The 24,783-nt window shown below is 65.5% G+C and carries 20 protein-coding genes, 1 pseudogene and 1 other annotated feature; of the genes and pseudogenes, 14 read left to right on the forward strand and 7 right to left on the reverse strand.

Annotated elements, in window-relative coordinates; genetic code table 11:
• Positions 1-107: 107 nt before the first annotated feature.
• From CZ674_RS13505 to CZ674_RS13510, 3 genes and pseudogenes are all read left to right on the forward strand, one after another.
• A protein-coding gene (locus CZ674_RS13505; RefSeq protein WP_407640225.1) for an IS3 family transposase occupies positions 108-1,372 on the forward strand; the annotation gives its coding sequence in 2 pieces (ribosomal slippage) (positions 108-393 and positions 393-1,372; 1,266 coding nt in all).
• Positions 393-520, forward strand: a sequence feature (AL1L pseudoknot). It overlaps the preceding gene by 128 nt.
• A gap of 16 nt (positions 1,373-1,388) precedes the next feature.
• Positions 1,389-1,511: pseudogene (locus tag CZ674_RS14645) on the forward strand (IS30 family transposase); the annotation flags it as partial.
• Positions 1,512-1,756: 245 nt separating this feature from the next.
• Entirely contained in the window at positions 1,757-2,053 is a 297-nt protein-coding gene (locus CZ674_RS13510) for a GIY-YIG nuclease family protein (protein WP_086993050.1), read from the forward strand.
• 392 nt (positions 2,054-2,445) lie between these two features.
• Here the strand turns inward: CZ674_RS13510 and CZ674_RS13515 are convergent, their stop codons facing one another.
• Complete coding sequence (locus tag CZ674_RS13515; protein ID WP_086993051.1) at positions 2,446-3,564, reverse strand: M20/M25/M40 family metallo-hydrolase; 1,119 nt, start codon at positions 3,562-3,564, stop codon at positions 2,446-2,448.
• A 92-nt stretch (positions 3,565-3,656) separates the two neighbouring features.
• On the opposite strand from CZ674_RS13515, the gene CZ674_RS13520 reads away from it, so the two are divergent.
• Genes CZ674_RS13520 through CZ674_RS13545 form a run of 6 tightly spaced genes read left to right on the forward strand, consistent with a single transcriptional unit; the run spans position 3,657 to position 9,557 of the window.
• Entirely contained in the window at positions 3,657-4,490 is an 834-nt protein-coding gene (locus CZ674_RS13520) for a hypothetical protein (protein ID WP_086993052.1), read from the forward strand.
• A complete protein-coding gene (locus CZ674_RS13525; RefSeq protein WP_086993053.1) occupies positions 4,483-5,172 on the forward strand; it encodes a MurR/RpiR family transcriptional regulator in 690 nt (229 codons plus the stop codon). Before CZ674_RS13520 ends, CZ674_RS13525 begins: the two co-directional genes overlap by 8 nt.
• Complete coding sequence (gene menC, locus CZ674_RS13530) at positions 5,169-6,296, forward strand: o-succinylbenzoate synthase (RefSeq protein ID WP_086993054.1); 1,128 nt, start codon at positions 5,169-5,171, stop codon at positions 6,294-6,296. Before CZ674_RS13525 ends, menC begins: the two co-directional genes overlap by 4 nt.
• Positions 6,293-7,420, forward strand: a complete 1,128-nt coding sequence (locus CZ674_RS13535) for a dipeptidase (RefSeq protein ID WP_200810121.1) — start codon at positions 6,293-6,295, stop codon at positions 7,418-7,420. The genes menC and CZ674_RS13535 overlap by 4 nt, the downstream gene beginning before the upstream one ends.
• Positions 7,417-8,133: a type 1 glutamine amidotransferase gene (locus tag CZ674_RS13540; RefSeq protein WP_086993055.1), complete on the forward strand. Its 717-nt coding sequence runs from the start codon at positions 7,417-7,419 to the stop codon at positions 8,131-8,133. Before CZ674_RS13535 ends, CZ674_RS13540 begins: the two co-directional genes overlap by 4 nt.
• Entirely contained in the window at positions 8,130-9,557 is a 1,428-nt protein-coding gene (locus CZ674_RS13545) for a serine hydrolase domain-containing protein (protein ID WP_086993056.1), read from the forward strand. Before CZ674_RS13540 ends, CZ674_RS13545 begins: the two co-directional genes overlap by 4 nt.
• A 116-nt stretch (positions 9,558-9,673) precedes the next feature.
• On the opposite strand, the gene CZ674_RS13550 is transcribed toward CZ674_RS13545, so the two are convergent.
• From CZ674_RS13550 to dnaK, 6 genes are all read right to left on the reverse strand, one after another.
• Complete coding sequence (locus tag CZ674_RS13550; RefSeq protein WP_086993057.1) at positions 9,674-11,047, reverse strand: PAT1 family protein; 1,374 nt, start codon at positions 11,045-11,047, stop codon at positions 9,674-9,676.
• Between the two features lie 157 nt (positions 11,048-11,204).
• Positions 11,205-12,053, reverse strand: coding sequence for a tetraspanin family protein (locus CZ674_RS13555; RefSeq protein ID WP_086993058.1), 849 nt, complete (start codon positions 12,051-12,053; stop codon positions 11,205-11,207).
• Between the two features lie 186 nt (positions 12,054-12,239).
• Complete coding sequence (locus tag CZ674_RS13560) at positions 12,240-12,665, reverse strand: heat shock protein transcriptional repressor HspR (RefSeq protein ID WP_086993059.1); 426 nt, start codon at positions 12,663-12,665, stop codon at positions 12,240-12,242.
• Positions 12,662-13,615: a DnaJ C-terminal domain-containing protein gene (locus CZ674_RS13565; RefSeq protein ID WP_086993060.1), complete on the reverse strand. Its 954-nt coding sequence runs from the start codon at positions 13,613-13,615 to the stop codon at positions 12,662-12,664. Before CZ674_RS13565 ends, CZ674_RS13560 begins: the two co-directional genes overlap by 4 nt.
• Before the next feature lie 13 nt (positions 13,616-13,628).
• Positions 13,629-14,282 (reverse strand): nucleotide exchange factor GrpE, encoded by a 654-nt coding sequence (locus CZ674_RS13570; RefSeq protein WP_086993061.1) that lies wholly within the window; start codon positions 14,280-14,282, stop codon positions 13,629-13,631.
• A 3-nt stretch (positions 14,283-14,285) separates the two neighbouring features.
• Positions 14,286-16,151 carry a molecular chaperone DnaK gene (gene dnaK / locus CZ674_RS13575; protein ID WP_086993062.1) on the reverse strand — a complete coding sequence of 622 codons (1,866 nt, stop codon included), beginning with the start codon at positions 16,149-16,151 and terminating at the stop codon, positions 14,286-14,288.
• Positions 16,152-16,698: 547 nt separating this feature from the next.
• On the opposite strand from dnaK, the gene CZ674_RS14575 reads away from it, so the two are divergent.
• The 5 genes from CZ674_RS14575 (at position 16,699) to CZ674_RS13605 (ending at position 24,764) form a co-directional block, all read left to right on the forward strand.
• Complete coding sequence (locus CZ674_RS14575) at positions 16,699-18,024, forward strand: DUF1345 domain-containing protein (RefSeq protein WP_159457004.1); 1,326 nt, start codon at positions 16,699-16,701, stop codon at positions 18,022-18,024.
• Between the two features lie 101 nt (positions 18,025-18,125).
• Positions 18,126-19,502, forward strand: coding sequence for an MFS transporter (locus tag CZ674_RS13590; RefSeq protein WP_086993064.1), 1,377 nt, complete (start codon positions 18,126-18,128; stop codon positions 19,500-19,502).
• A gap of 131 nt (positions 19,503-19,633) precedes the next feature.
• Complete coding sequence (locus tag CZ674_RS13595) at positions 19,634-20,782, forward strand: peptidoglycan recognition protein family protein (protein WP_234988606.1); 1,149 nt, start codon at positions 19,634-19,636, stop codon at positions 20,780-20,782.
• 118 nt (positions 20,783-20,900) lie between these two features.
• The gene (locus CZ674_RS13600; protein ID WP_086993065.1) at positions 20,901-23,270 is read left to right on the forward strand and encodes an NB-ARC domain-containing protein; all 2,370 of its coding nucleotides are present in this window, start codon (positions 20,901-20,903) and stop codon (positions 23,268-23,270) included.
• A 120-nt stretch (positions 23,271-23,390) separates the two neighbouring features.
• Positions 23,391-24,764 (forward strand): hypothetical protein, encoded by a 1,374-nt coding sequence (locus CZ674_RS13605; protein WP_086993066.1) that lies wholly within the window; start codon positions 23,391-23,393, stop codon positions 24,762-24,764.
• Positions 24,765-24,783: the final 19 nt, after the last annotated feature.

Genomic DNA, 24,783 nt, shown 5'->3' on the forward strand with positions numbered 1-24,783 from the left:
ACACCAACGGACTCTTACGCCAGTACTACCCGAAATCCGTCACCGATTTCCGCACTGAATCGCCCCGGGTCTGGTGGAGGGTCTGAAATCCCGAGAGGATGAGGACTATGCCAGCACCAAGGAAGTACCCGCCAGAGTTGCGGGAGCGAGCGATGAGGCTCGTGCAGGAGGCTCGTAAGGAGGATCCGGCGTTGTCGATGCATCAGGCCGTGGTCCGGGTCGGTCAGCGAGTCGGGGTGAATCCTGACACGCTGCGTGGCTGGGTGAAGCAGGCGCAGATCGATTCGGGTGAGCGGCCTGGGGTGACGACCACGGACGCGAAACGGATCAAGGATCTCGAGGGGGAGGTGCGTGAGCTGAAGCGCGCCAACGAGATCTTGTTGGCGGCGTCGAGTTTCTTCGCGCGGGAGCTCGACCCGCGACTGCCGTGGTAGTGGAATTCATCGATCATCATCGTGACCGGTTCGGGGTCGAGCCGATCTGCCGTGTGCTCACTGAGCACGGTGTCAAGATCGCCCCGTCCGGGTATTACGCCTTCAAGAAGCGGCTGCCGTCCAAGCGTGCGTTGCGTGATGCGGAGCTCGTGATCGAGATTGAGCGGGTCTTCTGGGATCGCGATCTCGGACGTGGCATCAGCGGCGTGCGCAAGATCTGGCGACTGTTGCATCGTCAGGGCATCACCGTTTCCCGGTGCACGGTCGAGCGCCTCATGCGGCAGCAGGGGCTGCGCGGTATCCGCAGGGGCAAGCAGTTCGTGACTACGAAACCAGATGCCGCAGCGCCCCGCGCGGACGATCATGTCCAGCGTGAGTTCCGTGCGGATCGACCGAACGAGCTCTGGGTGGTCGATTTTACCTATGTGCCTACCTGGGCTGGGATGGCGTTCACCGCGTTCGTCACTGATGTCTTCTCCCGCCGCATCGTGGGATGGCGGACGATGTCGACGATGCCTACCGATCTGCCATTGGATGCGCTGGAGATGGCGCTCTGGGTCCGTGACCGGGCCGGCGAGGACGTCACCGGACTCATTCAGCATTCGGACGCCGGAGCGCAGTACACCGCCTTGCGTTACACCGATCGTCTCGCGGAAGTCGGTGCGATCGCATCGATCGGCACCGTCGGAGATAGTTATGACAATGCCCTCGCTGAGAGCGTCGTCGGTCTCTACAAGACCGAATGCGTGAAAATCGACGGCCCGTTCCGCACCGCCGACGACCTGGAACTCGCCACGTTGTCGTGGGTGCACTGGTTCAACGAGAGCCGGTTGCATTCATCGATCGCCTACCGCACACCAGCCGAGATGGAGAACCAGTACTACCGTGAGATGAACACCCAGAGCCAGACGGCACTGGGAGAACTCGCCCTCCACTAAACCCGGGGCGATTCACACCATCACACAAGACGACCTCGACACCACAGCCCACGAACTAAACACCCGACCACGCCAAACACTGCAATGGGCCACCCCAGCTGACAAACTGAACCAACTACTCGTTGCAACGACCATCTGAAACCGCCCACCAAAAGCCGCAGATTCAGCGGCTTCTCGTGACATTGCGGTTTCTCGCGACACCGCGCCGCCCATGGCCCGACTTGAGGAACCCCGCGGGCGCCGACTTCGGCAACCCCGGTGGTTGAGGAGCCGCAACGCGGCGTCACGAAACCCCGCCCAAGCGGCACTCTCCACAGCGCGCGGTTGCCCACAGGCATACCCAACTGCCGTCACCGCGGCGCGCGCAGCCCTACTGTTCAGCACATGCCATTCATGTACATACTCCGCTGCGCAGACGACTCGTACTACGTCGGCAGCACATGGGATCTCGACGGTCGACTCCAACAGCATCAGCGCGGCCAGGGCGCCAAGTACACGAAGACACGACTGCCGGTCGAGCTGGCCTACTACGCCGAGTTCGAATCCGTCAGCGATGCCTTCGCGTTCGAGAAGCGGGTGCAGGGCTGGTCGCGCCGCAAGCGCGAGATGCTGATTCGCAATGACCTCGCGGCTCTTCCCGGAAGCGGCAGCAGGGCGAAGTCACGCAGGCCCGATGCCTGAGGACCGGGTTTCGTGACGTACCTGCGGCACTCCTCAACCACCGGGTGGGGGAACCACGCAGATTTCGTGACGTGCCTGCGGCACTCCTCAACCACCGGGTGGAGGAACCACGCAGATTTCGTGACGTGCCTGCGGCACTCCTCAACCACCGGGTGGAGGAACCACGCAGATTTCGTGACGTGCCTGCGGCACTCCTCAACCACCGGGTGGAGGAACCACGCAGATTTCGTGACGTGCCTGCGGCACTCCTCAACCACCGGGTGGAGGAACCACGCAGATTTCGTGACGTGCCTGCGGCACTCCTCAACCACCGGGTGGAGGAACCACGCAGATTTCGTGACGTGCCTGCGGCACTCCTCAACCACCGGGTGCGGCATTGGAGTGCTGCCCCGTCAGAGGGCGAGCAGGGCCGTCAGCAACTCGATGCGCTCGCCGAACGACTCGACCCTGAAGTGCTCGTCGACCGCGTGGGCGCCGCCGCCGGCAGGCCCGAATCCGTCGAGCGTCGCGATGCCGAGGCTGCCGATCAGGTTCGTGTCGCCCGCACCGGCTGCTGGCCGCGCGCCGATCTGCTGACCGACCGCACCAGCCGCGGCCCGCACCTGCTCGAGCAGGGCATCGTCGGCCGCAGACGGCTGCCAGGTCGGCCTGTGACTCAGGCGCACGGCAGACACCGCCGCACCCTCGCGCACCGGGTCGAGCGACGAGATCCAGTCGAGCACCGTCTGCTCGGTCTCGGCATTCACGAAGCGCAGCCCGATCTCGGCACTCGCAGCATCGGGCACGACGTTCGCCCGCGTACCGCCAGACACCGTGCCGACATTGCACAGCACCGGCTGCAGCTCGGGAGCAGCGACGAATTCGCGGATGCGCAGCAGCTGGTCGACAAGCTCGTCGACTGCAGAGACGCCAAGTTCAGGGTCGAGCGCGGCATGCGCCGCTCGACCAGTCACATCAACCCGCACGCGAACGCTGCCGCGGCGCCCCAGCTTCAGGGCCCCGTCGGGGTGCGGGGATTCGAACCCGATCGCACCCGCGCATCCGTCGGTCGCCTCGCGCAGCAGCTGCTGCGAGGTCGGCGAGCCGATCTCCTCGTCGCAGACCAGCACGATGCGCACCGCACGGCGCTCGGCCCCCTGCAGCCGAGACAGCGCGGCGAGCATCACCGTGATGCCGGCCTTCATGTCATAGGCGCCCGGGCCGCGAACGACCCCGTCGACGATGCTCCACGGCACGCGGCCGGCAAGCGTGCCGACGGGCCACACAGTGTCGGTGTGTCCGACGAGCAGCAGCGGCTCGCCGCTGCCGGCGAAGTCAGCGACGAGGTTGACCCCGTTCGAAGTCTCATGCAGCACGACCTCGCCGCCGAGCTCGCGCATCCGCTCAGCAATGACGTCGGCGATCAGCGCGCTCGCGGCTGTGTCGCCCGAGGGCGTCTCAATCTCGACGAGCTGTCGCAGCAGCGACATCTCGGCTTCATAACGACCGTGCGACAACGCTGCTGAACCCATAGTTACGAAACGTATCCCATGCTAGATTTCTGTGCAATCACGCTTACACTTGGCGGAGTCGCCACCAGTTCGACCAATTTAGGAATCGCATCATGCTTGCTACGTCGCTCTCGTCTCATGCGAGCGACCCTGGCCGAACACCGATCGAAGCGAACGGCTGGCTGCCTGCAGACTACTCGGCGGCGCACGTGACCGACCGAGCCGGCCTCCGCGAGGCGGGCGAGCTCTACACGCGGGTGTTCGGCTACGACGACCCCACGCTCTCGCTCAACGCGCACCTGCTGAAGTCGCTCGCGAGCAACGGCGGCACCTCGGTGGGCGTCTTCGACGGTGCGGGAATCCTCGTCGGCTATGCCTATGGATTTCCCGGTCGCGACGCGGATGCCGAGTACCAGTTCTCGCAGGCGGCCGTGGTGGATGCGCGGGTGCAGGGTCAGGGCATCGGCAACGCGCTGAAGCGCCTGCAGGCGAGGGTTGCGGCCGAGGCCGGCTACACCGAGATGCGCTGGACCTTCGATCCGCTGCTCGCCCGCAATGCCCACTTCAACCTCGACTCGCTCGGCGCCACGGGCATCCGCTTCCTGCCGAGCTACTACGGGTCGGCCGCAAGCGACCGCCTGCTCGTGCGCTGGCAGCTGCCGGCCGCCGAGCGCCGCGAGCGCGCATCCGCGGTTCCGCCGCCTGAGCTCGCCGCAGCCGACTGGGGCACGGCCATGGCCATCGGCGACGACGTCTGGATTGCTGTTCCTGCCGACCCTCGCCGCCTGCGGGCGTCGGACGTCGACGAAACCGAGCTTCGCGCATCCGTCGCGACTTCGCTGCAGTCGGCATTCGCAGACGACCGACTGCTCATCAGCTGCGTGCGGGTCGATGAGGACACCGCCGCATACCGTGCGGTTCGCCAGAGAGGGCGCCACCATGACTGAAGAAGACACCAAGCCAGACAGGTCGCTGGTCTCGCCCGGCGACCGCCTGCAGGCGCGCTTCCGCAAGAACACCTCGGCCGAGATCATCCAGCGTCGGGTGATCGAGTCTGAGATCAGGTCGCTCGCGCAGACCCTCGAAGAGCTCGAGGCGTCGGGCGAGGTGCCGCGTGCGGCAGCCCTGATCCTCGGGGCGAGGCGCCGCTTCATCCAGGGCGTCGGCAAGTCGGCCGCCTACGCGCAGCTGCTCACGACCGACCTCTCGGCGACGCTCTCGAACGTGTTCCTCATCGACGGTCGCGCGCTCAACGAGCTCGCGGTGCTCTCTGATGTGCGGCCGACGGATGTGCTGGTCGTCTTCTCGATGCGCCGATACCGCGCCGAGAGCCACAAGCTCGCGAAGCTGTTCCACGAGTCAGGCGGCGAGGTCATCGTGGTGACCGACAGCGCTGACGCACCGCTGGCCCAGTTCTCGACGTGCGTCATCCAGGTGCAGACGGGATCGGCCTCGTACGCCGACTCCCCCACCGCGGCCGCAGCCGTGTGCCACCTGCTCAGCACGCTCACGACCGCGAGCGCAAAGGGCGCACGCCGCAGGCTGCAGGTGCGCGACCAGATCTCGCGCGATCTCGACATCTATCTGCCCGAGAGTGAGTCGAAGCCCGAGCAGGAGGTCGCCCAGTGACCATCGAGAGCGTTCGCCTGCACGAGTTGAGCCTGCCGCTCGTGCACAGCTTTCAGACCAGCTCACACCGCAAGTCGCACCTGACGCACATCCTCGTCGAGCTGACCGACTCTGACGGCCGGGTCGGCTGGGGCGAGATCGCCAGCCCCAGCGACCCCTTCTACACGTCTGAGACGGCCGACATCGCCTGGCACATCTCCACCGAGTATCTGGCGCCCGGGCTGCTCGGCGCCGACTCGTCGACCCCCGAGGCGCTCGAATCCACATGGGCGCGCATCCGCGGGCACGAGTTCGCGAAAGCCGGCTTCTCGATCGCGGCGTGGGATCTCGCCAGCCGCGCATCCGAGACTTCGCTGGCAACAGCACTCGGCGGCGTTCGCACCGAGGTCGTCGCTGGCGTCTCGCTCGGCATCGAGCCGACGGTCGACGAGCTGCTCGAGCAGGTACAGCATCAGCTCGACGCGGGCTACCGTCGCATCAAGCTCAAGGTCGCGCCCGGCTGGGACGTCGAGCCTGTTCGGGCCGTACGCTCGGCCTTCGGCGACATCGACCTGCATGTCGACGCTAACGGCGCCTACCGAGATGGCAGCGAAGCCGACACCGTATTCGCCGCGCTCGATGCCGCGAAGCTGACGATGATCGAGCAGCCGTTCGGCGTGCGCAACTTCACCGCCCACGCCGCGCTGCAGCAGCGCATCGACACCCCGATCTGTCTCGACGAGTCGATCGTGAGCATCGACGACCTGCACACGATGCTGACGCTGGACGCCGGCCGTGTGCTCAACATCAAAGTCTCGCGGATGGGCGGGCTGTCGGTTGCGAAGCAAGCGCACGACGTCGCGTTCGATGCGGGGGTTGCCGTATGGTGCGGCGGGATGCACGAGTTCGGAATCGGGCGCGCAGCCAACGTGGCGCTCTCTGCACTGCCCGGGTTCTCGTTGCCGTCTGACGTGTCGGGCTCTGACAAGTACTACGCAGAAGACGTCATCGAGCCTCCTGTCGTCGCCGTCGACTCGGTCGTCGCGGTTCCGACCGGGCTTGGGCTCGGCCACGAAGTTCGCGGCGACTGGATCCGAGAGCACGCCAGCCGAATGCATGAGACAACGAAAGAGGCAGCACTGTGAGCAGCGAAGCCGAGAACGAGTCGCCGATCCGCATCATTGACGGCCACAACGACCTCGCCTGGGCGAGCCGCACGAACCTCGACTATGCGGTCGACGCACTCGCGCATCCGATCGAAGGACTCCACACTTCGATCGACCGGATGCGCGCAGGCGGCATGGGCGGACAGTTCTGGTCGGTGTGGGTCACCGATTCGCTCACAGGCGCGGACCAGGTCACGGCCACGCTCGAGCAGATCGACTTCGTGCACCGCTTCACGTCGGCGTTCCCCGATGACCTGCGGCTCGCGGTCACGGCGACCGAAGCCCGGCGCGCAATGCAGGAGGGCCGCATGGCCTCGCTCATCGGCATCGAGGGCGGCGACCAGATAGGCGGCTCAATGGCCGCGATGCGCCAGTACGCCCGCCTCGGCGCCCGCTACATGACGCTCACGTGGTCGAACACGATCGCCTGGGCCGACTCGGCGACCGACGATGCCCAGCACGGCGGCCTCACCGACTTCGGCCGCGACGTCGTGCGCGAGATGAACCGCATCGGCATGATCCCCGACCTCGCGCACGTCGCCCCCGACACCATGCGCGATGCACTCGAGACCAGCCAGCGACCCGTTCTGGTGACGCACTCCGGAGCGCTCAGCCTGTGCGACCATCCGCGAAATGTTCCTGATGACGTGATCGCCTCGATCGGCGAATCGGGCGGCACGATGATGGTGGCGTTCGTGCCGACCTTCCTGTCGCAGGCCCGCCGCGACTGGTTCAACGCCGGCGCCGAGGGCAAGGGCCCCGACGCGACCGTCGCAGACGTCGCCGACCACATCGACCACGTGCGCGAAATCGCCGGAGTCGACGCCGTGGGCCTCGGAGCCGACTACGACGGCACCGACCTCATGCCCGTCGGCCTCGAAGACGTCTCGGGCTACCCCCGGCTGCTCGACGAGCTGCGGAGCCGCGGATGGTCGCACGGCGACCTGCAGAAGCTCGGCTCTGAGAACGTGCTGCGGGTGCTCGACGCCAATGACGACGACTACCGACGCTTTCTGTCGGGGCAGCAGCCGCTGCCGACCGGCACTGCCATCAGACCTGCAATCGACACGACTGCCCCCGACACAGCTGAGGAGACAGCATGACCGACCGACCCCGCGCCCTTGTCATCGTGAACGCGACAAGCTCTGGGCCGAAGCGCCTGACCGAATGGCTTGAAGAGGAGGGCGTCGAGCCCGTGCTCGTCAACGGCGAGGACGGGCTGCCCGAGCAGCTCGACGGCTTCTCGGGCCTCGTCATGCTCGGCGGCGGCCTCATGCCCGACGCCTACGAGACGGCACCGTGGCTGCACACCGAGCGCAAGCTGACGCAGCAGGCGATCGACGATGACGTGCCGACGCTCGGCATCTGCCTCGGCGGTCAGATCATCGCCGACGTCGCGGGCGGCGAGGTGCGCGAGAACTACGGGCCGCCGGAGCGCGGGTCGGTCACGATCACGCCCACCGCAGACGGCTCTGCAGACCCCGTGCTGCAGCACCTCGGTGCGAAGGCGCCCATGATCCAGCACCACCAGGACATGATCACGCAGCTACCTCCTGCCGCCACGCTGCTGGCGACGAGCGAGCTCATCGAGAACCAGGCGTTCCGCATCGGCCAGCACGTGCGCGGGCTGCAGTTTCACCCCGAGGCGAGCGCCGAGAACGTGCGCGGCTGGAATGCCGAGAGCCTCGCCGAGAAGGGCGTCGACCATGCCGCGCTCGTCGTGCAGGCTGACGCCGACTACGACGCCAACACCGCAGCGAGCCGTGCGCTCGTCGGCGCGTTCGCAGCAGAGATTCGCGAGGCCGCCAAGCGATGAGCACAGAAGACATCATCGCCAAAGCCCTGCGCCCCGAGGTGCAGGCGAAGGCGACAGCCGGCATGGCAGCGGTCATCAATGCCAAGGGCGAGCTCGGAGCCCTCGGATTCGGGCATCCTGCGCCCGGCTCCGATGAGCCACTGAGCGCCAATGCCGTCTTCCGCATCGCATCGATGTCGAAAAGCTTCCTCGCGGCACTCGCACACGTGCTGCACGACGACGGCGTCATCAACCTGCACCGGCCCGTCGACGAAGTGCTTCCTGAATTCCGACTGCTCTGGAACGGCACCCCCGCATCCGTCACCGTGCACGACCTGCTCTCCAACCGAGCCGGCCTGCCCGAAGACAACGCCTGGGGCGACCGCAACATCGGGATGTCGCGCGACGACTTCGCAGCGATGTGCGAGGCGGGGCTGCAGCTCGCGGCCGCACCCGGCACGAGCTACCAGTACTCGAACATCGGCCAGGCGATCGCCGGCGCCGTGATCGAAGAGCAGACGGGCGAGACTGTCGACGACCTCGTGCGCGAGCTGTTCATCGAGCCGCTCGGCCTCACCCACACCGCCTACAGGCCAGAGGAGCTGCCTGCCGATGCTGTTGTGATCGGCGGCATGCGCACCTTCGACGACGGCAAGACCTTCACTCCCGAGCCGTTTGTCGGCGCCGGCGCGCTCAGCTGCATCGCCGGGCTCTTCAGCACCATCATCGACGTCTCCGTCTGGATGCGCTACCTCAGCGCAGGCTTCGAGCGCCCGGATGCGCGGCCGCAGCGGCTCACGCAGGAGTCCCGGCGCGAGATGCAGTCGGCGCACACGGTGATTCCGCTCACGGTCGAGCAGTCGCAGCGGCTCTCGGGCCTCGGCTACGCGCACGGACTCGTCGTCGAGCAGCACCGCCGCTTCGGTCGCATCGTGCAGCATTCGGGCGGCCTGCCCGGCTTCTCGTCGCACATGCGCTGGCACCCTGCATCAGGCACTTCTGTCGTGGTCTTCGGCAACTCCGACTCGTTCGGGGCCGGTGATCGCGCCCGGGAGATCCTCGACAGCGTCCTTGCCGAGCAGGAGGTGACGGATGCCGCGGCACTGTGGCCGCCGTCGCTTGCGGCTGCCGAGCGGGTCGACGACATCGTCTGCGGCGGCCGCTCGTTCGACGAGCTCGGAGAGTTCGCGGCCGACAACCTGCTGCGCGATGTTCCGGCTGCCGACCGTCAGCGAAAGCTCGACGACCTGGTGGCTGAAGTCGGTGCGGTTGCGGCATCGCAGAAGCCATTCTCAGAGCGGATGCGCAGCACCGGCAACGCAGCCGAGGTGCAGTGGCAGATCGCGTGCGAGAACGGGTCGCTGACCTGCACCGCACGCATGACGCCGCACTTCGAGCCGCTGCTGCAGTCGGTGGCGATTGTGAAGACTGCGAAGACCTCGTAGACGGTTGAGGAGTCGCGCGGCGACGTTGCGAAACCACGAGTCAGATGCGTGGCGGGTTTCGTGACACCACTCCGTGGCTCCTCAACCGCCGGCAGGTGACCGAGGAAGTCAGCGCCTTAGACCGTGCCAGCGATCCGGTACTCGGCATCCTCGCCGGAGTCGGCCATCCGCGCGGCGTCCTCGGCACGCGCCCGCGCCTCCGCCTTCGCCGCCAGCTGCTGCAGGTCGACCTGCGGACGCGACCCGTGCAAGAACATGCGCGCGAACGCCATCGAGTAGAAGCCGTGGATGATCGAGGCGAACAGCAACAGCCCGATCGACGCCATCCAGATGCCGCCGATGCCCTGCCCGTCGATCGACACCCAGATGAACAGCACGAACCAGGCGATGAAGTAGACGATCACCCAGGCGACGACGGTGATGCCGCCGCCTGCGAGCCCGCCGAGCCAGAACGCGCGCGCCCTGCCCTGTCTGATGCCGGCAGACTTCTGCCACAGGGCGCCTATCCAGTAGCCGAGCGTGAACAGCGCACCCGTGATCAGCAGCAGGAGCAGCATCGAGATCCACACCCGACTCGGATGCGACAGCCACACCATGAACCCCGTGAACGTCTCGGGCCCATTGAGCATCGCCTCTTCGGCGAAGTCGTTCCATGACGATGAGGCAATAGCCAGAAAGAGCCCGCCGAACACGAACAGGTGCAGCGCGAACGACGCGATCACCTGCTGCACGTATGAGCTCCAGAGTGCGGCACGCCTGCGAGCCTTGCTCCACACTTCGCGCGGCGGGCCGAATGTGCCCATCGCGTTGAATCCGGGAGGCAGGCCGTACGGCGCGGGCATCGCATACTGACCGGGCATCGCGTACGGATTCGCAACCTGCGCTGGCATTCCATACTGCGCTGGCATTCCGTACTGCCCAGGAATTCCATACTGCGTAGGCATCGTGTAGGGCGTCGAGTACTGGGCGGGCATGGCCTGCTGACCGGCCGGGTGCCCATACGGGGCCGGCACCGGCTGCGGCGCATACCCCTGCGCGGGCTGCAGCTGGTACATCTGCTGCGGATACCCCTGCGTCGGCACCGCAGACGGATACGCCGCGAGCTGCCCGCCCTGCGGCATGTATCCCTGCGGCATGTACCCGTTGGGCATGAATCCAGGCGGCGAGTATGCCATCGCCTGCGCCTGAATGGCGAGCATCGGATTCTCGACACCAGACCCAGCACCGGCGGCACCAGAAGTGCCCGCGAGGGGATTCGACACGTCGGCCTGTGGCTCTGGCTCGTCGGCCGACAGGTAGTAGAGGCTCCGCCTCGGCTCGCTCTGCCGCTCCTCGGCACGCTGCTCGACGTAGCTCATCGGAATCAGGTCGTCTTGCGGCTCCGAATCGTCGGAGCGCCTGAACTTCTTCGTCTCGATGTCTTTCGGAACAGGCGTGTTCTCGCCTCGCTTGGCGGGGGCGCCAATTTGCTGGTCGTCAGAATCGATCATGGTGCTCCCCCGTTCCGTGTGCTGTCTGAGGTTTCGCCCCGAGTCTGCCTTTTCGCGAGTGCCGTTACCGTATTGGCAGACAAGCGCTCACCGCTCTCGGCCAACGCCGAGGCTGCATCCAGCTTAAGAACTCCTGCTGAGCATTGTATGAATGCCGCTAGTGCTTCTTCTGACTGCCTTCGGCACTCACGTTGCGGAAGATATGCGCAACCCACCACCACACTGCTCCGCCGATGACGATCGAGACCGCGACGGCCGCCAGTGCGAACCCGGCGATGCCGAGTGCGGCATTACCGAGGATGCCAGAGACAGTGTGAGTCGTGTCCTTGAAGATCAGGCCGCTGAGCGCCCCGATCGAGGCGATGACGACCGCCGATACGACAGAGGCAAGCGGCACGCTGAAGATCGTCACCAGCATCGGCTTCTCGACCTTGGTGGCACGCAGCATGAAATAGCTGACCAGCAGCGCTGCGATCGAGAGCACTGCCCCCACAATGATGAGCGCCACCGAGATGCTCGACATCGCACCCGGGTCAACGTTGTTGAGCGCCCCGTTGACCGACTTGGCCTCGCGCTCACCCGTGACCATGTTGGTGATCACGACGATGACCGTCTTGAACACCGTGCTGACGTACCAGATGCCCAGCGGCACGGCCATGAGCGTGACGCCGAGGGCGATGATCGGCATCGACAGAGCACCCGATGCCAGGGCACCACGTCTGCGTCGCTGCGTCGCCTGCTGCTCGGGCGTCAGCTGCTTCGGCGGCTTCGCGGGCTTCTCCGCTTTTGCTGGCTTGTCAGTCTCCGACGGCCGCTTCTCGCCGGGCGCGGTCTTGGCGGCGGGCACCTGCGCCTGGTCCTGCGGAACCGCGGATGCGCTGGTCGCCTGCCGCGCATCCGTCACCGGGTGTGCAACGGGAGTGTCGGCCGCAGCGCCATTCGCTGCCGAGCCGCGCTCATTCGGGGTCGGGCTGACGGGAGGCTGCGTGGGCTCGGTGGGAGTCATGACTCCAGTATGGAACCTCAGGGGCGCCTGTGTGCGTATCGGCGCGAATGCACAGCCAGCAGGTTGCGAGAAACCGCAAACTGCGCCCATATGCACGAAATGCCGCACATAGTGCGACTTCTGGTGACATTGCGGTTTCTCGTGACCGCGAGCGATCGCGCGGCTCGGCAGGCAGCGCGTCGGAACCTACCGCTTCGGCCGCCAGACCACGACGGCGTTCGACTTGCGGGGGCGAGCCCCGAAGCGGATGCTCGTCACCCCCTGGTCACCGGCCGCGAACACGCGCGCCTGACGGTCTTCGTGTCGTTCGACCTGATCTTGCAGCCTGCGGATCTCAGCACGCAGCTCGGCGTTCTCATCCTCGAGTGAGAGCACCCGTCGAATTCCCTCAAGCGAAACGCCTTCAGCCGACATCGCCTGCACCTCGCGCAGCTGCTGCACGTGGCGCAATGAGTATCGGCGGGTGTTTCCGGCGGTGCGACCCGGCTCAACGAGACCGATCCTGTCGTACTGCCGCAGCGTCTGCGGGTGTATGCCCGCAAGCTCCGCTGCCGCAGCGATCGACAGGATCGGTGTGTTCTCATCTATCTCATCGAGATTGGGGCGTCTCATTGCCGTGCCTTGTCAAGCAGGTCTTCACGAGGAGACTCGTCGCCGAGTGACGCCGCGAAGTCGTTCAGCTTGCTCTTCTGCTCGCCGGTCAGGTGCGAGGGAACCGCAACCTGCACCTGTGCAAGCAGGTCGCCAGTGCCCTTCTTCGACTGCACGCCCTTGCCCTTCACGCGCAGCACCCGCCCTGACGGCGTGCCTGCCGGAACCTTCAGCTTCACGGGGTCGCCCCCGAGCGTCGGCACTTCGATGGTCGCGCCGAGCGCTGCCTCGGTGAACGTCACCGGAACATCGACCCGCAGGTTGAGCCCGTCGAGCCTGAATACCGGATGCGCGCGCACCTTCACAGTCACGATCAGGTCGCCAGCGGGGCCGCCGGTCTGTGACGGTTCGCCCTTGCCGGTCAGCTTGATCTTCTGCCCGTCGTGCACTCCAGCGGGAATGCGCACGGTCATCGATCGGCCGCCGACCGTCAGCTTGAGCGTGTCGCCCTGCACCGCGCTGCGGAAGTCGAGCGAAGCATTCGCCGTGATGTCGCGACCCTTGCTGGGACGCTGTGCACCGCCGAAGCCACCGAATCCGCCCTGTCCGCCCATGAATCCGCCGAGCAGATCGTCGAAGTCGCCCTGCGAGTACTGCACTCGCGGGCCTCCGCCGAATCCGCCGAAGACGTCTTCGAAGCCGCCGGTGCCGCCCGGAGCAAAGCGGGGGCGCCCGCCGGCCATCGCCCGGATCGCGTCATACTCCTGACGCTGTTTGGGGTCTGACAGCACGGCGTTCGCCTCGCTGATCTCCTTGAACCTGGTCTCGGCCTTGGCGTCGCCCGGGTTCTGGTCGGGGTGGTACTGGCGAGCGAGCTTGCGGTAGGCACTCTTCAGATCCTTGTCTGAGGCGTCTTTCGAGACGCCCAGGACCTTGTAGAAGTCCTTGTCGATCCAGTCGTTGCTTGCCACACTCGCCTCCCTTCTACTGCTGTGGAACCTGCACTGCCACCTTCGCGGCGCGCAACAGGCGGTCGCCGACTCGGTAGCCGACCTGCACCACGTCGATCACTGTCGATTCTGTCGCATCCGGGCTCGGCAGCTGCGCGATCGCCTCGTGCGTCGCGGTGTCGAACACCTCGCCGACTTCGCCGACGCGCTTCACGTCGAGCAACTCGAACGCGCTGTCGAGCTTCTTCGCGATGAGCGCCATGGGCCCGTCTTCGAGGTCGCCGTGCTTGCGTGCCAGATCGAGGTCGTCGAGTGCCGGCAGCAGCTTGGCGACGACGCCTGCGACGGTCGTGTCGCGGTCGCCCTCGCGCTCGCGCTGGATGCGGTTGCGGTAGTTGACGTAGTCGGCCTGCGTGCGAGCCAGAGCGTCCTTGTGCTGCTCTGTCTCGGCCTTCGCCTGCTCGAGCTCTTCGACGATGGATGCGCGTGCCTCGTCAAGAAAACGCGCGTCTTCGTCGCCGAGCTGGGTGTCGGAGTCGTCGACGGCCTCTGCCTCTTCGACCGGCTGTTCGTCACCGACGGGAGCCCCGGCGTCTGCCGGAGCCCCCTCGCGAACGTCACCGGTCTCAGGGTCGACGCGTCGCTTGTCGCTGAAGGTCGGCTCTTCGAATTCGGAGTTGTTCGTCATCGCTTACTTCTCTTTCTCGTCCTCGTCGTCTACGACCTCTGCGTCAACGACATCCTCATCGGATGACTCTTCGCCAGTGGCCTCGCCCTCGGCTGCGCCCTCTTCGGGCTGCTCAGCCTGAGCCTGCTGGTAGATGGCTTCGCCGAGCTTGGTCTGCGACTCCTGCAGCTTCTCGACCGCAGTCTTCACTGCCTCGTCGTCGTCGCCCGCAAGTGCGCTCTTCAGTGCGTCGACATCCGCCTGCACTTCGGTCTTGACGTCTTCGGGAAGCTTGTCGCCGTTGTCGGTGAGCACCTTCTCGACCGAGTAGACCAGGCTCTCGCCCGTGTTGCGCTGCTCGGCAGCCTCACGGCGGTCCTTGTCAGCGGCCGCGTTCTCTTCGGCGTCCTTGACCATGCGGTCGATGTCTTCCTTCGAGAGGCTCGAGCCGCCCGTGATGGTCATCGACTGTTCGGTTCCGGTGCCCTTGTCCTTGGCGGAGACGTGCACGATGCCGTTGGCGTCGATGTCGAAGGTGACCTCGACCTGCGGAATGCCGCGCGGAGCCGGCGCGATGCCGGTCAGCTCGAACGTGCCCAGCGGCTTGTTGTCGCGGGTGAAGTCGCGCTCGCCCTGGAACACCTGGATGGCGACCGAGGGCTGGTTGTCTTCAGCCGTGGTGAACGTCTCGGAGCGCTTGGTCGGGATGGCCGTGTTGCGCTCGATGAGCTTCGTCATCATGCCGCCCTTGGTCTCGATGCCGAGCGAGAGCGGTGTGACGTCGATGAGCAGGACGTCCTTGCGGTCGCCCATGAGCACGCCGGCCTGGATGGCTGCGCCGACCGCCACGACCTCGTCGGGGTTGACCGTCTTGTTGGCCTCCTTGCCGCCGGTGAGCTGCTGCACGAGCTCGGCGACTGCGGGCATGCGGGTCGATCCGCCGACGAGCACGACGTGTGCGATGTCGTTGACCGAGACGCCTGCCTCGGCGATGACGTCGTTGAACGGCTTCTTGGTGCGCTCGAGCAGGTCGCTCGTCATCTTCTCGAACTGAGCGCGCGTGAGCGTCTCGTCGAGGTTGGCGGGGCCGTCTTCGGTGACCGAGAGGTAGGGCAGCTGGATGCTGGTCGAAGAGCTGCTCGAGAGCTCCTTCTTCGCCTGCTCAGCGGCTTCCTTCATGCGCTTGAGGCCGATCTTGTCCTTCGAGAGGTCGACGCCGGTCGAGAGCTTGAACTGCTTGAGCAGCCACTCGACGATGCGGTCGTCCCAGTCGTCGCCGCCCAGGCGGTTGTCGCCCGAGGTCGCGCGGACCTGAATGGTCGAGAAGTCTTCGTCCTTGCCGACTTCGAGCAGCGAGACGTCGAACGTGCCGCCACCGAGGTCGAAGACCAGGATGAGCTCGTCTTCCTTGCCCTTCTCGAGGCCGTATGCCAGCGCCGCAGCGGTGGGCTCGTTGATGATGCGCAGCACCTTGAGGCCTGCGATCTCGCCGGCCTCCTTGGTGGCCTGGCGCTCGGCGTCGTTGAAGTACGCGGGAACGGTGATGACCGCGTCGGTCACCTTCTCGCCCAGGTACGACTCGGCGTCGTTCTTCAGCTTGGTCAGCGTGCGCGCCGAGATCTCCTGCGGCGTGTACGCCTTGCCGTCGATGTCGTGCTTCCAGTCGGTGCCCATGTGGCGCTTGACCGACGAGATGGTGCGGTCGACGTTCGTGACTGCCTGGCGCTTGGCCGGCTCGCCGACGAGCGTCTCGCCGTCTTTCGCGAAGGCGACAACCGAGGGGGTCGTGCGGGTGCCTTCAGCGTTTGCGATGACGGTGGGTGTGCCGTTGTCGAGGAACGCGACAACGGAGTTGGTGGTACCGAGGTCGATGCCTACTGCTCGTGCCATGGTGTTCTCCTTCACTGTTCTACCGGCGGAACCGGATTCTTCCGGTGATTCCGGCGGAGAAGCCCACTGTGCATCCCCCAATGCTCAGCGGACTCGTCCCCCGGAACCCTCACGGACTCTGCTTCATTGCCGACTCGGCGGCTTCTGAGTGATGCCACAACCTTGAGTCGTTATGGCTCAATTCTATTCTTGAGCGTGAGCTTGTCAAGTTCTTTTGCGAAAAACTTTAGTCGAGTCGACTCAAGTTCTATCTGAACTCCAAAAGGGAGATCGCGCAGCGATCTCGTGGAAAGGCGGAACTCCAAAAGGAGTTCAGATTCCAGACCCAACTCCAAAAGGAGTTCAGATTCTGGGACCGAGCTCGAATGGGAGCTCAAGCCCCCGAGAACTGCGAAAGGGAGCTGTGCTGGCTCCTTTTCGCGCATCCGTCTCCCTTTCAGACACCCCTCGCGAATCTGAACTCCTTTTGGAGATCGTGCAATTCCAAAAGGAGTTCAGATCGCCAAGCCGAGGGCGCTGTTTAGGATGGCCCGCTTAGGATGGCACCGTGCCCTGGCCAGTGAAGAAGACGCGCATCGCGTACGAGAATAGCTGGATCCGCGTGCGCGAAGAAGAAGTCGAGCGCCCCGACGGCAGCGACGGCCTCTACGGCGTGATCGAAACTGGAGGCGCAGCATTCGTCGTTGCTCTCGACGAGCAGAACCGCGTCGCCCTCGTCAGGCTCAACCGCCACACCACCGGCGATTCGCTGGAGATCCCGGCCGGCGGGCTCGACCACCAGGATCCGCTGATCGCAGCCAAGCGCGAGCTGCTCGAAGAGGCCGGCCTCGAAGCCAAGGCCTGGCAGCACCTCGCCTCGCTCAACGCCATGAACGGCGTCGCCCGCGCAAAGCACCACATCTACCTCGCAACCGAGCTGCGCAAGGTCGGCGGAGAGGACGCCGAGCAGCTCGTAGAGGGAATCCTCGGTCTCGAGTGGGTCGACTTCGAAGAAGCACGACGGATGTGCGGCGACGGTCGCATCACCGACAGCGAGACGGTCGCGGCTCTGGGGCTTGCGCATGAGCAGCTCGTCGGCAGCGGTCGGTCATCTGGCGACCATGCTGACGCGCTCGGAGAACGCGGCGATGATGGCGCATCCGACTCGTCCGCCGCAGACGCTGGCACCGCAAGTGCCGTGCCACGCGAGAAGCCTCCGTGGTACGCGCAGGAGTGGACGCGGCAGTGGGGCAGCATCCTGATTGCCGCGGTCGGAGCCTGGACGCTGTCGCCGCTGCTCGAATCCCTCGACGCCGATAGGGGCGAGCAGAGCATACTGGCCGCATTCGTGCAGGGACTCACCCCGGCGCTGCTGGTCTACGCGCTCTGGGGGCCCCTCTATACGCTGCTGACGGTGATTGCCTTCGGACGGATGCGCGGGCAGCGGCTGCGGCAGCGGCTGCAGCGCACTCGGATTCGGCGGGGAAACGCGTCGACACCCGCGACGTGGGCTTCGACGATCGTCATGATCGCGGTCTTCGGCGTCGGCACGCTGCTGGTCGCTGGCGGGCTCGGCGAGAGCACATCGACCAAGATCGCCGCCGCGTCGTGTCTTGTCGGAGCGTGGCTGCTCATGATGACCGTGTTCGCGCTGGAGTACGCAGCCATGTGGGCGAACCGGTGGGGCTTCGAGTTTCCGGAAGGTGACGACGGCGATGACGTGCGATCGCTGCGTGACTTCATCTACGTGTCGGCGCAGGTCAATACGACGTTCGGCCCGGGCGACATTCGGTTCGTGGACTCGCGAGCGCGCGGCACTGTGACCGCACAGTCGCTCGTGGCATTCCTGTTCAACACGGTCGTCATTGCGCTGCTGATCGCGTTGATCGCGTAGCTGCTCTTTCTTGGAGTGAAAACTGCGACAAGTGGCAACCGAAACAGCCCGCTTTCAGCCTGGTTCACCAAACGGTCACGATTCATCCCTAACGTAAGCATGTGGACACCAATCAAGTTGACCCCAAGACTCTGCGCTCTCGCGCCCTCGCGTGGGCCTGGTGGGACTGGGGGTCCGCCGCCTTCAACGCGGTCGTCACCACCTTCATCTTCAGCACCTACCTCGCCTCGAACCTGTTCGTCGACCCCAACATCGTCGCCGCAGCAGGCGAAGAGGGTTCATCGGCTCTCACCAAAGCGTTAGCTGACAACGCCGCCATCGTCGCCTGGGCGATCGCAATCGCCGGCGTCCTGGTGGCGCTCATCGCTCCCATTGTCGGCCAGCGCTCCGATGGCGGTGGCCGCCGCAAGTTCTGGATGGCCGTCAACACCTTCATCGTCGTGGCGACTATGGCCGCGATGTTCTTCGTCACGCCAGTACCCGAGTACATCTGGGTCGGCGCCGGACTGCTCGCGGCGGGCAACCTCTTCTTCGAGTTCGCAGGCGTCAACTACAACGCGATGCTGCACCAAGTCTCGACGAAAGAGAACATGGGCCGCGTCTCGGGCTTCGGCTGGGGCATGGGCTACGTCGGCGGCATCGTTCTGCTGGCACTGCTCATGGTGCTCTTCATCTTCCCCATCGGCGGCGGCCACGGTGTGCTCGGCATGCCATTCGGCGTCGAAGGAGGAGCCCTGGATGTGCGAGTGGCGGTGCTGTTCTCGGCTGTCTGGTTCCTCGTGTTCGCGCTGCCGGTGCTCTTCAAGGTTCCTGAGCTTCCCGTTGACCCCTCCCGAAAGCGCGTTGGCGTCATCCAGTCGTACGTCGTGCTCGGCAAGACGATCTGGCGCATCGGTCGAACCGCCCCCAAAACGCTGCTCTTTCTCATCGCGAGCGCTGTGTTCCGCGACGGCCTGTCGGGTGTTTTCACCTTCGGCGCGATCATCGCCGCGCAGGTGTTCGGCTTCAGCAGCACAGAAGTGATCCTGTTCGCGATCGCCGCCAACGTCACCGCGGGCATCGGCACGTTCGTCGGCGGCTGGGCCGACGACCGTCTCGGCCCGAAGCCGGTCATCATGGTCTCGCTCTTCGCACTCGCGGTGTCTGGCATGGGCGTGCTGTTCATCGACACCAAGAACATGTTCTGGGTCTTCGGCCTCGCGCTCGCTACCTTCGTCGGCCCCGTGCAGTCTGCGTCGCGGTCGTTCATGGCGCGCATCACCCCCGACGGCCGAGAGGGCGAGATGTTCGGCCTCTACGCGACGACGGGGCGGTCGGTGTCGTTCCTCACGGCCACGCTGTTCGGCGTATTCGTGACGATGATGGGCGACACGCGCTACGGCATCCTCGGCATCGTCATCGTGCTGGTTGCGGGTCTTCTGCTGATGATTCCAGTCAACGCCAAGCCCGTGCACATCGAAGATCCAGACGCCAGATAGGTTCAGATTCTCAAGGGGACTTCTCCCCTGTCGGCGCTCTTTCTGCTCGCCTAGCGTGAACTGCACGACGGCATCCGTGACCTCCGAGGTCGCACCGTCGAACCGCAGTTTCAACGCAAAGGAGCCACCCGGTGTGCGACGCCAACAACGCTGATGGAATCCCCGAGAAGACTGAGACGAAGCGCGGCATCAGCCGCCGTGGACTCTTCACCGGAGTGCTGGGAGCCGCAGGCTTCCTCGCTGTCGGAGGAGCATCCGTCGTGAACGCCCCCGGCGCATTCGCCGTGTCGCGTCCGAGCATCATCTCGACGAGCGGATGGGGCGCAGCAGCGGCCCGCGGCTCGATCTCGATGTCGTCGACGCCCCGCAACATCGTCGTGCACCACATGGCCTCGTCGAACAGCACGGGCACCTCGCGCTCGGCCGCACTCGCGATCGCGAAGCAGGTGCAGGGCTGGCACTTCGCCAACGGCTGGGTCGACACCGGTCAGCACTTCAGCGTTTCGCGGGGCGGTTACATCCTCGAAGGGCGCCACCGCACGATCGAGGGCCTCAACAACGGCAACGTGTTTCCGGTGGGCGCTCACGTCGGCGGCCACAACTCGACAAGCCTCGGCATCGAGACCGAGGGCAACTTCATGTCGACGCAGCCCACAACGGCTGAATGGAACGCACTCGTCGCCCTCATCGCGTACCTCTGCCAGACCTACGGCCTGGGTGTGAACTCGATCAAGGGGCACCGCGACTTCGGCAGCACCTCATGCCCCGGCGATGCGTTCTACCCACGCCTACAGGAGCTGCGCAACGCTGTCTCTGAGGTGCTTGGCGGCGGCGACGTGCCTCCCCCGCCCGGCGACGGCGACGACCCCGTCACCAGCCAGCCATGGCCGCTGGTGAAGAACGGTGCACGCGGATTCCGCGTCACCGGTCTGCAGCGCCTGCTGAAGCACCACGGGCAGTCACTCGGTGTCGACGGTGTGTTCGGCTCGGAGTCACTGGCGCGAGTTCGCTCGTTCCAGAAGGCGAAGGGCCTCGTCGTTGACGGCGCGGTCGGCCCGAAGACCTGGAAGGCGCTCAGCGTGCTGCTCAAGAACGGCGCACGAGGCAATGCAGTTTCGGCACTCCAGGGCATCCTGAACAGCCGCGGCCAGTCGCTGGCGGTCGATGGATCGTTCGGCCCGGCGACGCTGACTGCGGTCAAGAGCTTCCAGAAGGCTCGTGGCCTCGCCGTAGACGGCGTCGTCGGCGATGTGACGTGGGCGCACGGCCTGCGGGCTTAGCACTCGCAAACGCACCACAGACAGCCTCCGCGCCGTAAGGCTGCGGGGGCTGTCTGCATGCTCTCGGCTCGACTCTGCCAAGCTGGTGCAAGCCTCACAGGCCACCGAAGGAGACACTGTGCACGCAGGCATCGAAAGCATCGATTCGATGGACGGCCTCGTCGCCGCACTGCAGCGACTGCGCGTTGAGGCCGGAAATCCCAGCTACGGCGAGGTCGCACAGCGGATCGGACGGATGCGCGCAGCACGCGGACTGCCGGAGCAGGTCGCAGCCCCAAGCAAGTCGACGGTGTACGAGGCCTTCAAGCTCGGACGCATCCGCATCGACGCCCAGCTAGTCGAAGACATCGCGGCAGCCCTTGGGCTGGTCGGCGCCGAACCCAGGGCATGGCGAGACACGGCCAGACGGATCTCGAACTCCGGCCCGCTGCACCTTCCAGAGATTGACGAGCTCACAGAACTGAGCACCAATGAGCGGCTGATCGGCAGAGCCGAGGAGATCGCCGCTGTGCGATCCGCTCTGCAGACATCGCAGGCGGTCGAGATCGTCGGACTTCCGGGGATGGGCAAGTCGGCACTTGCGAGAGCTGCCGCCCGCGCCGTCATGTCCGACCACGACGAGGTCTTGTGGGTCTCGCTTCGCGGACATTCAGCCTCGACTGAACCTGTCGACCCGCAGGCGCTGATGCGCGCACTGCTCGACCGGTGGGAGCATCCGTACGAGCAGGGACGCCTGTCGGAGGAGGTCGCCAGAAGGCTGGCGACCAGACGCACGCTGCTCGTCCTCGACGATGCCGGCAGCCATGCCCAAGTTGCGCCGTTCATTCCTGCTGCCGAATCCGGCTCACGTGTGATCGTCACGACTCGCAGGCCGCTCTCCCTCCCAGCAGCCCTGCAGCTGGGGCCGCTGCGAGCCGAGGACTCACTCGCGTTGCTCGGCGCTGCGTCAGGCGAGCCAGGCGCAGCCGAGTTGGTCGAAAGCTGTGGGGGGATCCCGCTGGCCCTCGAGATCGTGGTCGGCCGCATGGAGGCCCGCCCCGACTGGAGCATGCTCGACCACGCCCGCACCGTCGACCAGAAGCCTCACGAGACGCTTGACCCGCTGCTGCGCCGGATGCGCTACTCGCACGCAACCTTGCCGGCCGACCTGCAGACCGCGCTGGCCCTGCTCGCACACCAGCCTGCTAGCCACGGCGACGTCGAAGAGGCCCGCTGGCTGCTCGGCAACAGCGACCCCGCTGAGGTGCTGCGTCGTCTCGCGACAACCGGACTCCTGCGACTGCGCGACGATGGCGTCTGGTCAATGCACGACCTCGTGCGCACCTACGCCGTCACCACCTCCCATGACCATGTGGCGCCCTCACAACTCGCGACCGCGCTGCAGCGGTACACGACCTCGCTGATCGGCGAGACCGCATCCGTGTTGCGCGCACTCGACGTGATCCCGCTGCACATGCTTCCGTGGATCGACGAAGTAGAGCTGCGCGAAGTCGACTCGACAAAGGGCCAGCAGTGGCTCGACTCGCATCTCGCGGCGGTGTACTCGACGGCTGCGAAGTCGGCTGAGGGCCGCGACCTCGTCTCGGCCTCCAGATTCGCGGCACTCATGCACTACCTCGCCCTGGTGGCAGGTGACCCAGAGGCAGCTCTCGAACTGCAGCGCATCACGCGCACGCTCGCTGAGCAGCAGGGTGACCGTTGGGAGCAGCTGTTGGCGCTCTCGCGCGAAGGCGCACTGCAGGTATTCCGACTCGGCAATGCCAGCGAAGGCCTGCTGATGCTCAAGTGGTCAGAAGACCTGTGCATGTCGATGATCGACCGGCCCGGTGCCGTCCGTATGCTCGCCTCCATCAAAAACTCGCAAGCGGCCGCATCGACGTTCGCCGGCGATCTCGCTGGTGCCGAGCGCGCGTTCCGCGAACTCCTGCCTCACGTGCAACGGGACGACCCTCGACTGGAGTTTCCGATTCTCGCGAATCTGGTCGAAGTGCTGACAAGAGCCGGCAAAGTCGACGACGCTGTCGAGATGGGCCTCGATGCCGTCGAACGAGCCACCGCCGCCGGCTACGAGCGGGAGATGCTCGCCATCGGCATGAATTCCCTCGACGCCCTCATCACGAACGGTCAGCTCGACGAGGCTGAGCGCATCGGCCGGCTTTCGGCAGAGGTCGCCGTGAAGCTGCAGCATCAGGTGCAGCTGGGATTTCTCTCGAACTCACTGTGCCTGCTCGCTCTGCGCACAGGCCGCATGGACGAGGCACGAGCGCACCACGCGAAGGCATGGGAGATGGCTAAACAGACGGCCCATCGCGAACTGACCGCGTTCACGGTCGAGACTGAGGCGCGAGTGTTCTTGGCCGACGGCGACTCGTCAGCCGCGACAGCCGCGGCTGAGCGCGCTGTCGAGCTTGCTTCGGCGAGCAGCGATCACGGTCGACTGCTCAGCGCAGAAGAGCTGCTCGAGGAGCTTCAGTCGCAGATCGACTGACTCGTTCGGAAACGTTCGGATCTGACGCGAACGCTCGCACACGCGCGAAGGTGATTTCTAACGTGGTGATCGGCTCCCCATTGTCGGCGAGCCTTCTGCCACCGAAAGAAGAGGACTGCGATGTCATCGGCCACTCCAGACAGAGCTTCGAGGCGCAAGAAGACGTTCGCGGCGATCGCGCTCGCAGCCTTCGCCGCGCTGCTCGCCCCCTTGGGCATGACCGCGGCTGCAGCCGCACCGAATGTGCCGGCAGGTGTCTACTCCGGGGCGATTGGGCAGAGCACCTCGCGTACCGTCACCTTCCCGGTGTCGTCAGCAGGAGTCATCGGAGAGATCCAGGGCCAGACCTACATGTACTGCAGCGGCTGGCCGGTGGCCATCTACTGGGGCGGAAACCCGCCCATCCAGATTGCCGACAACGGCAGCTTCAGCGCCGAGTACTGGTTCACCTACGACGACGAGACCAGCGACACCCGCTTCCGCTTCAGCGGCTCCATCTCTGCCGGCGGCATTGCCACGGGTGAGATGAAAGTGCACATGCCGAACCTTCCCGGCTGTGCCGAAGGCACCGAGCCGTTCACAGCAGAGCTCGTCGAAGCCGCCCTCGACCCCGAGATCAGCGTCGCCCCATCAAGCGTCACCGTGAGCGAACTCGCGAACAACGGCGTGACCGTGAACGGCAGCGACTTTCCGGCAGGTACGGCAGTAGCACTGTCAATCGGTGGCACGGATGCCGGCACGGCAACCACAGCAAGCGACGGAACATTCAGCTCCACCGCATCCGCATCGGTCACCCCCGGCACCCACACCGTCACCGCAACCGCAGGCGGTGAAACAGCAACCGCAAGCATCGTCGTCGAAGCCGACCCCATCGTCTACAACCCCGAAATCACGATCAACCCCACAACCGTCACGGTGAGTGACCTCGCGGGCGACGGCGTGACCGTTGAAGGCAGCGACTTTCCGGCAAGCACGGCAGTCGCCCTGTCGATCGGCGGAACGGATGCCGGCACGGCAACCACAGCAAGCGACGGCACGTTCAGTACCACCGCATCTGCTTCTGTCTCCCCCGGAAGCCACACCGTCACCGCAACCGCAGGCGGTGAAACAGCAACCGCAAGCATCGTCGTCGAAGCCGACCCCATCGTCTACAACCCCGAAATCAGCGTGACCCCCGACACTGTGACAGTGAGTGAGCTCGCGAACAATGGCATCGCGGTCAACGGCGAGGGATTCCCCGCAGATGTCGTCGTGACGCTGTCACTCGGCGGCAACACCGCAGAGACGACAAGTGGTGCAGACGGCACGTTCCGCACGGGCATCTCGGCCACGCTGGCTCCAGGTGTGCACACCGTGACTGCGACGTCGGGCTCATTGAGTACGACTGCAAGTATCACGGTCGAGCCCAACCCCGTCGTCTACAACCCCGAGATCACGATCAACCCCACCACCGTCACGCTTGGATTCCAGTGGTCGTTGCAACACGCGCTTTAAGACGCTTCTAGTAAAGCAG

Source organism: Agrococcus casei LMG 22410 (genome assembly GCF_900163565.1).
GTDB lineage: Bacteria > Actinomycetota > Actinomycetes > Actinomycetales > Microbacteriaceae > Agrococcus > Agrococcus casei.

Coding starts and splice junctions, on each gene's coding strand:
- CZ674_RS13510 (WP_086993050.1), top strand. CDS start 1,757: ATGCCATTCATGTACATACTCCGCTGCGCAGACGACTCGTACTACGTC.
- CZ674_RS13515 (WP_086993051.1), bottom strand. CDS start 3,564: ATGGGTTCAGCAGCGTTGTCGCACGGTCGTTATGAAGCCGAGATGTCG.
- CZ674_RS13520 (WP_086993052.1), top strand. CDS start 3,657: ATGCTTGCTACGTCGCTCTCGTCTCATGCGAGCGACCCTGGCCGAACA.
- CZ674_RS13525 (WP_086993053.1), top strand. CDS start 4,483: ATGACTGAAGAAGACACCAAGCCAGACAGGTCGCTGGTCTCGCCCGGC.
- CZ674_RS13540 (WP_086993055.1), top strand. CDS start 7,417: ATGACCGACCGACCCCGCGCCCTTGTCATCGTGAACGCGACAAGCTCT.
- CZ674_RS13545 (WP_086993056.1), top strand. CDS start 8,130: ATGAGCACAGAAGACATCATCGCCAAAGCCCTGCGCCCCGAGGTGCAG.
- CZ674_RS13550 (WP_086993057.1), bottom strand. CDS start 11,047: ATGATCGATTCTGACGACCAGCAAATTGGCGCCCCCGCCAAGCGAGGC.
- CZ674_RS13555 (WP_086993058.1), bottom strand. CDS start 12,053: ATGACTCCCACCGAGCCCACGCAGCCTCCCGTCAGCCCGACCCCGAAT.
- CZ674_RS13560 (WP_086993059.1), bottom strand. CDS start 12,665: ATGAGACGCCCCAATCTCGATGAGATAGATGAGAACACACCGATCCTG.
- CZ674_RS13570 (WP_086993061.1), bottom strand. CDS start 14,282: ATGACGAACAACTCCGAATTCGAAGAGCCGACCTTCAGCGACAAGCGA.
- dnaK (WP_086993062.1), bottom strand. CDS start 16,151: ATGGCACGAGCAGTAGGCATCGACCTCGGTACCACCAACTCCGTTGTC.
- CZ674_RS13605 (WP_086993066.1), top strand. CDS start 23,391: ATGTCATCGGCCACTCCAGACAGAGCTTCGAGGCGCAAGAAGACGTTC.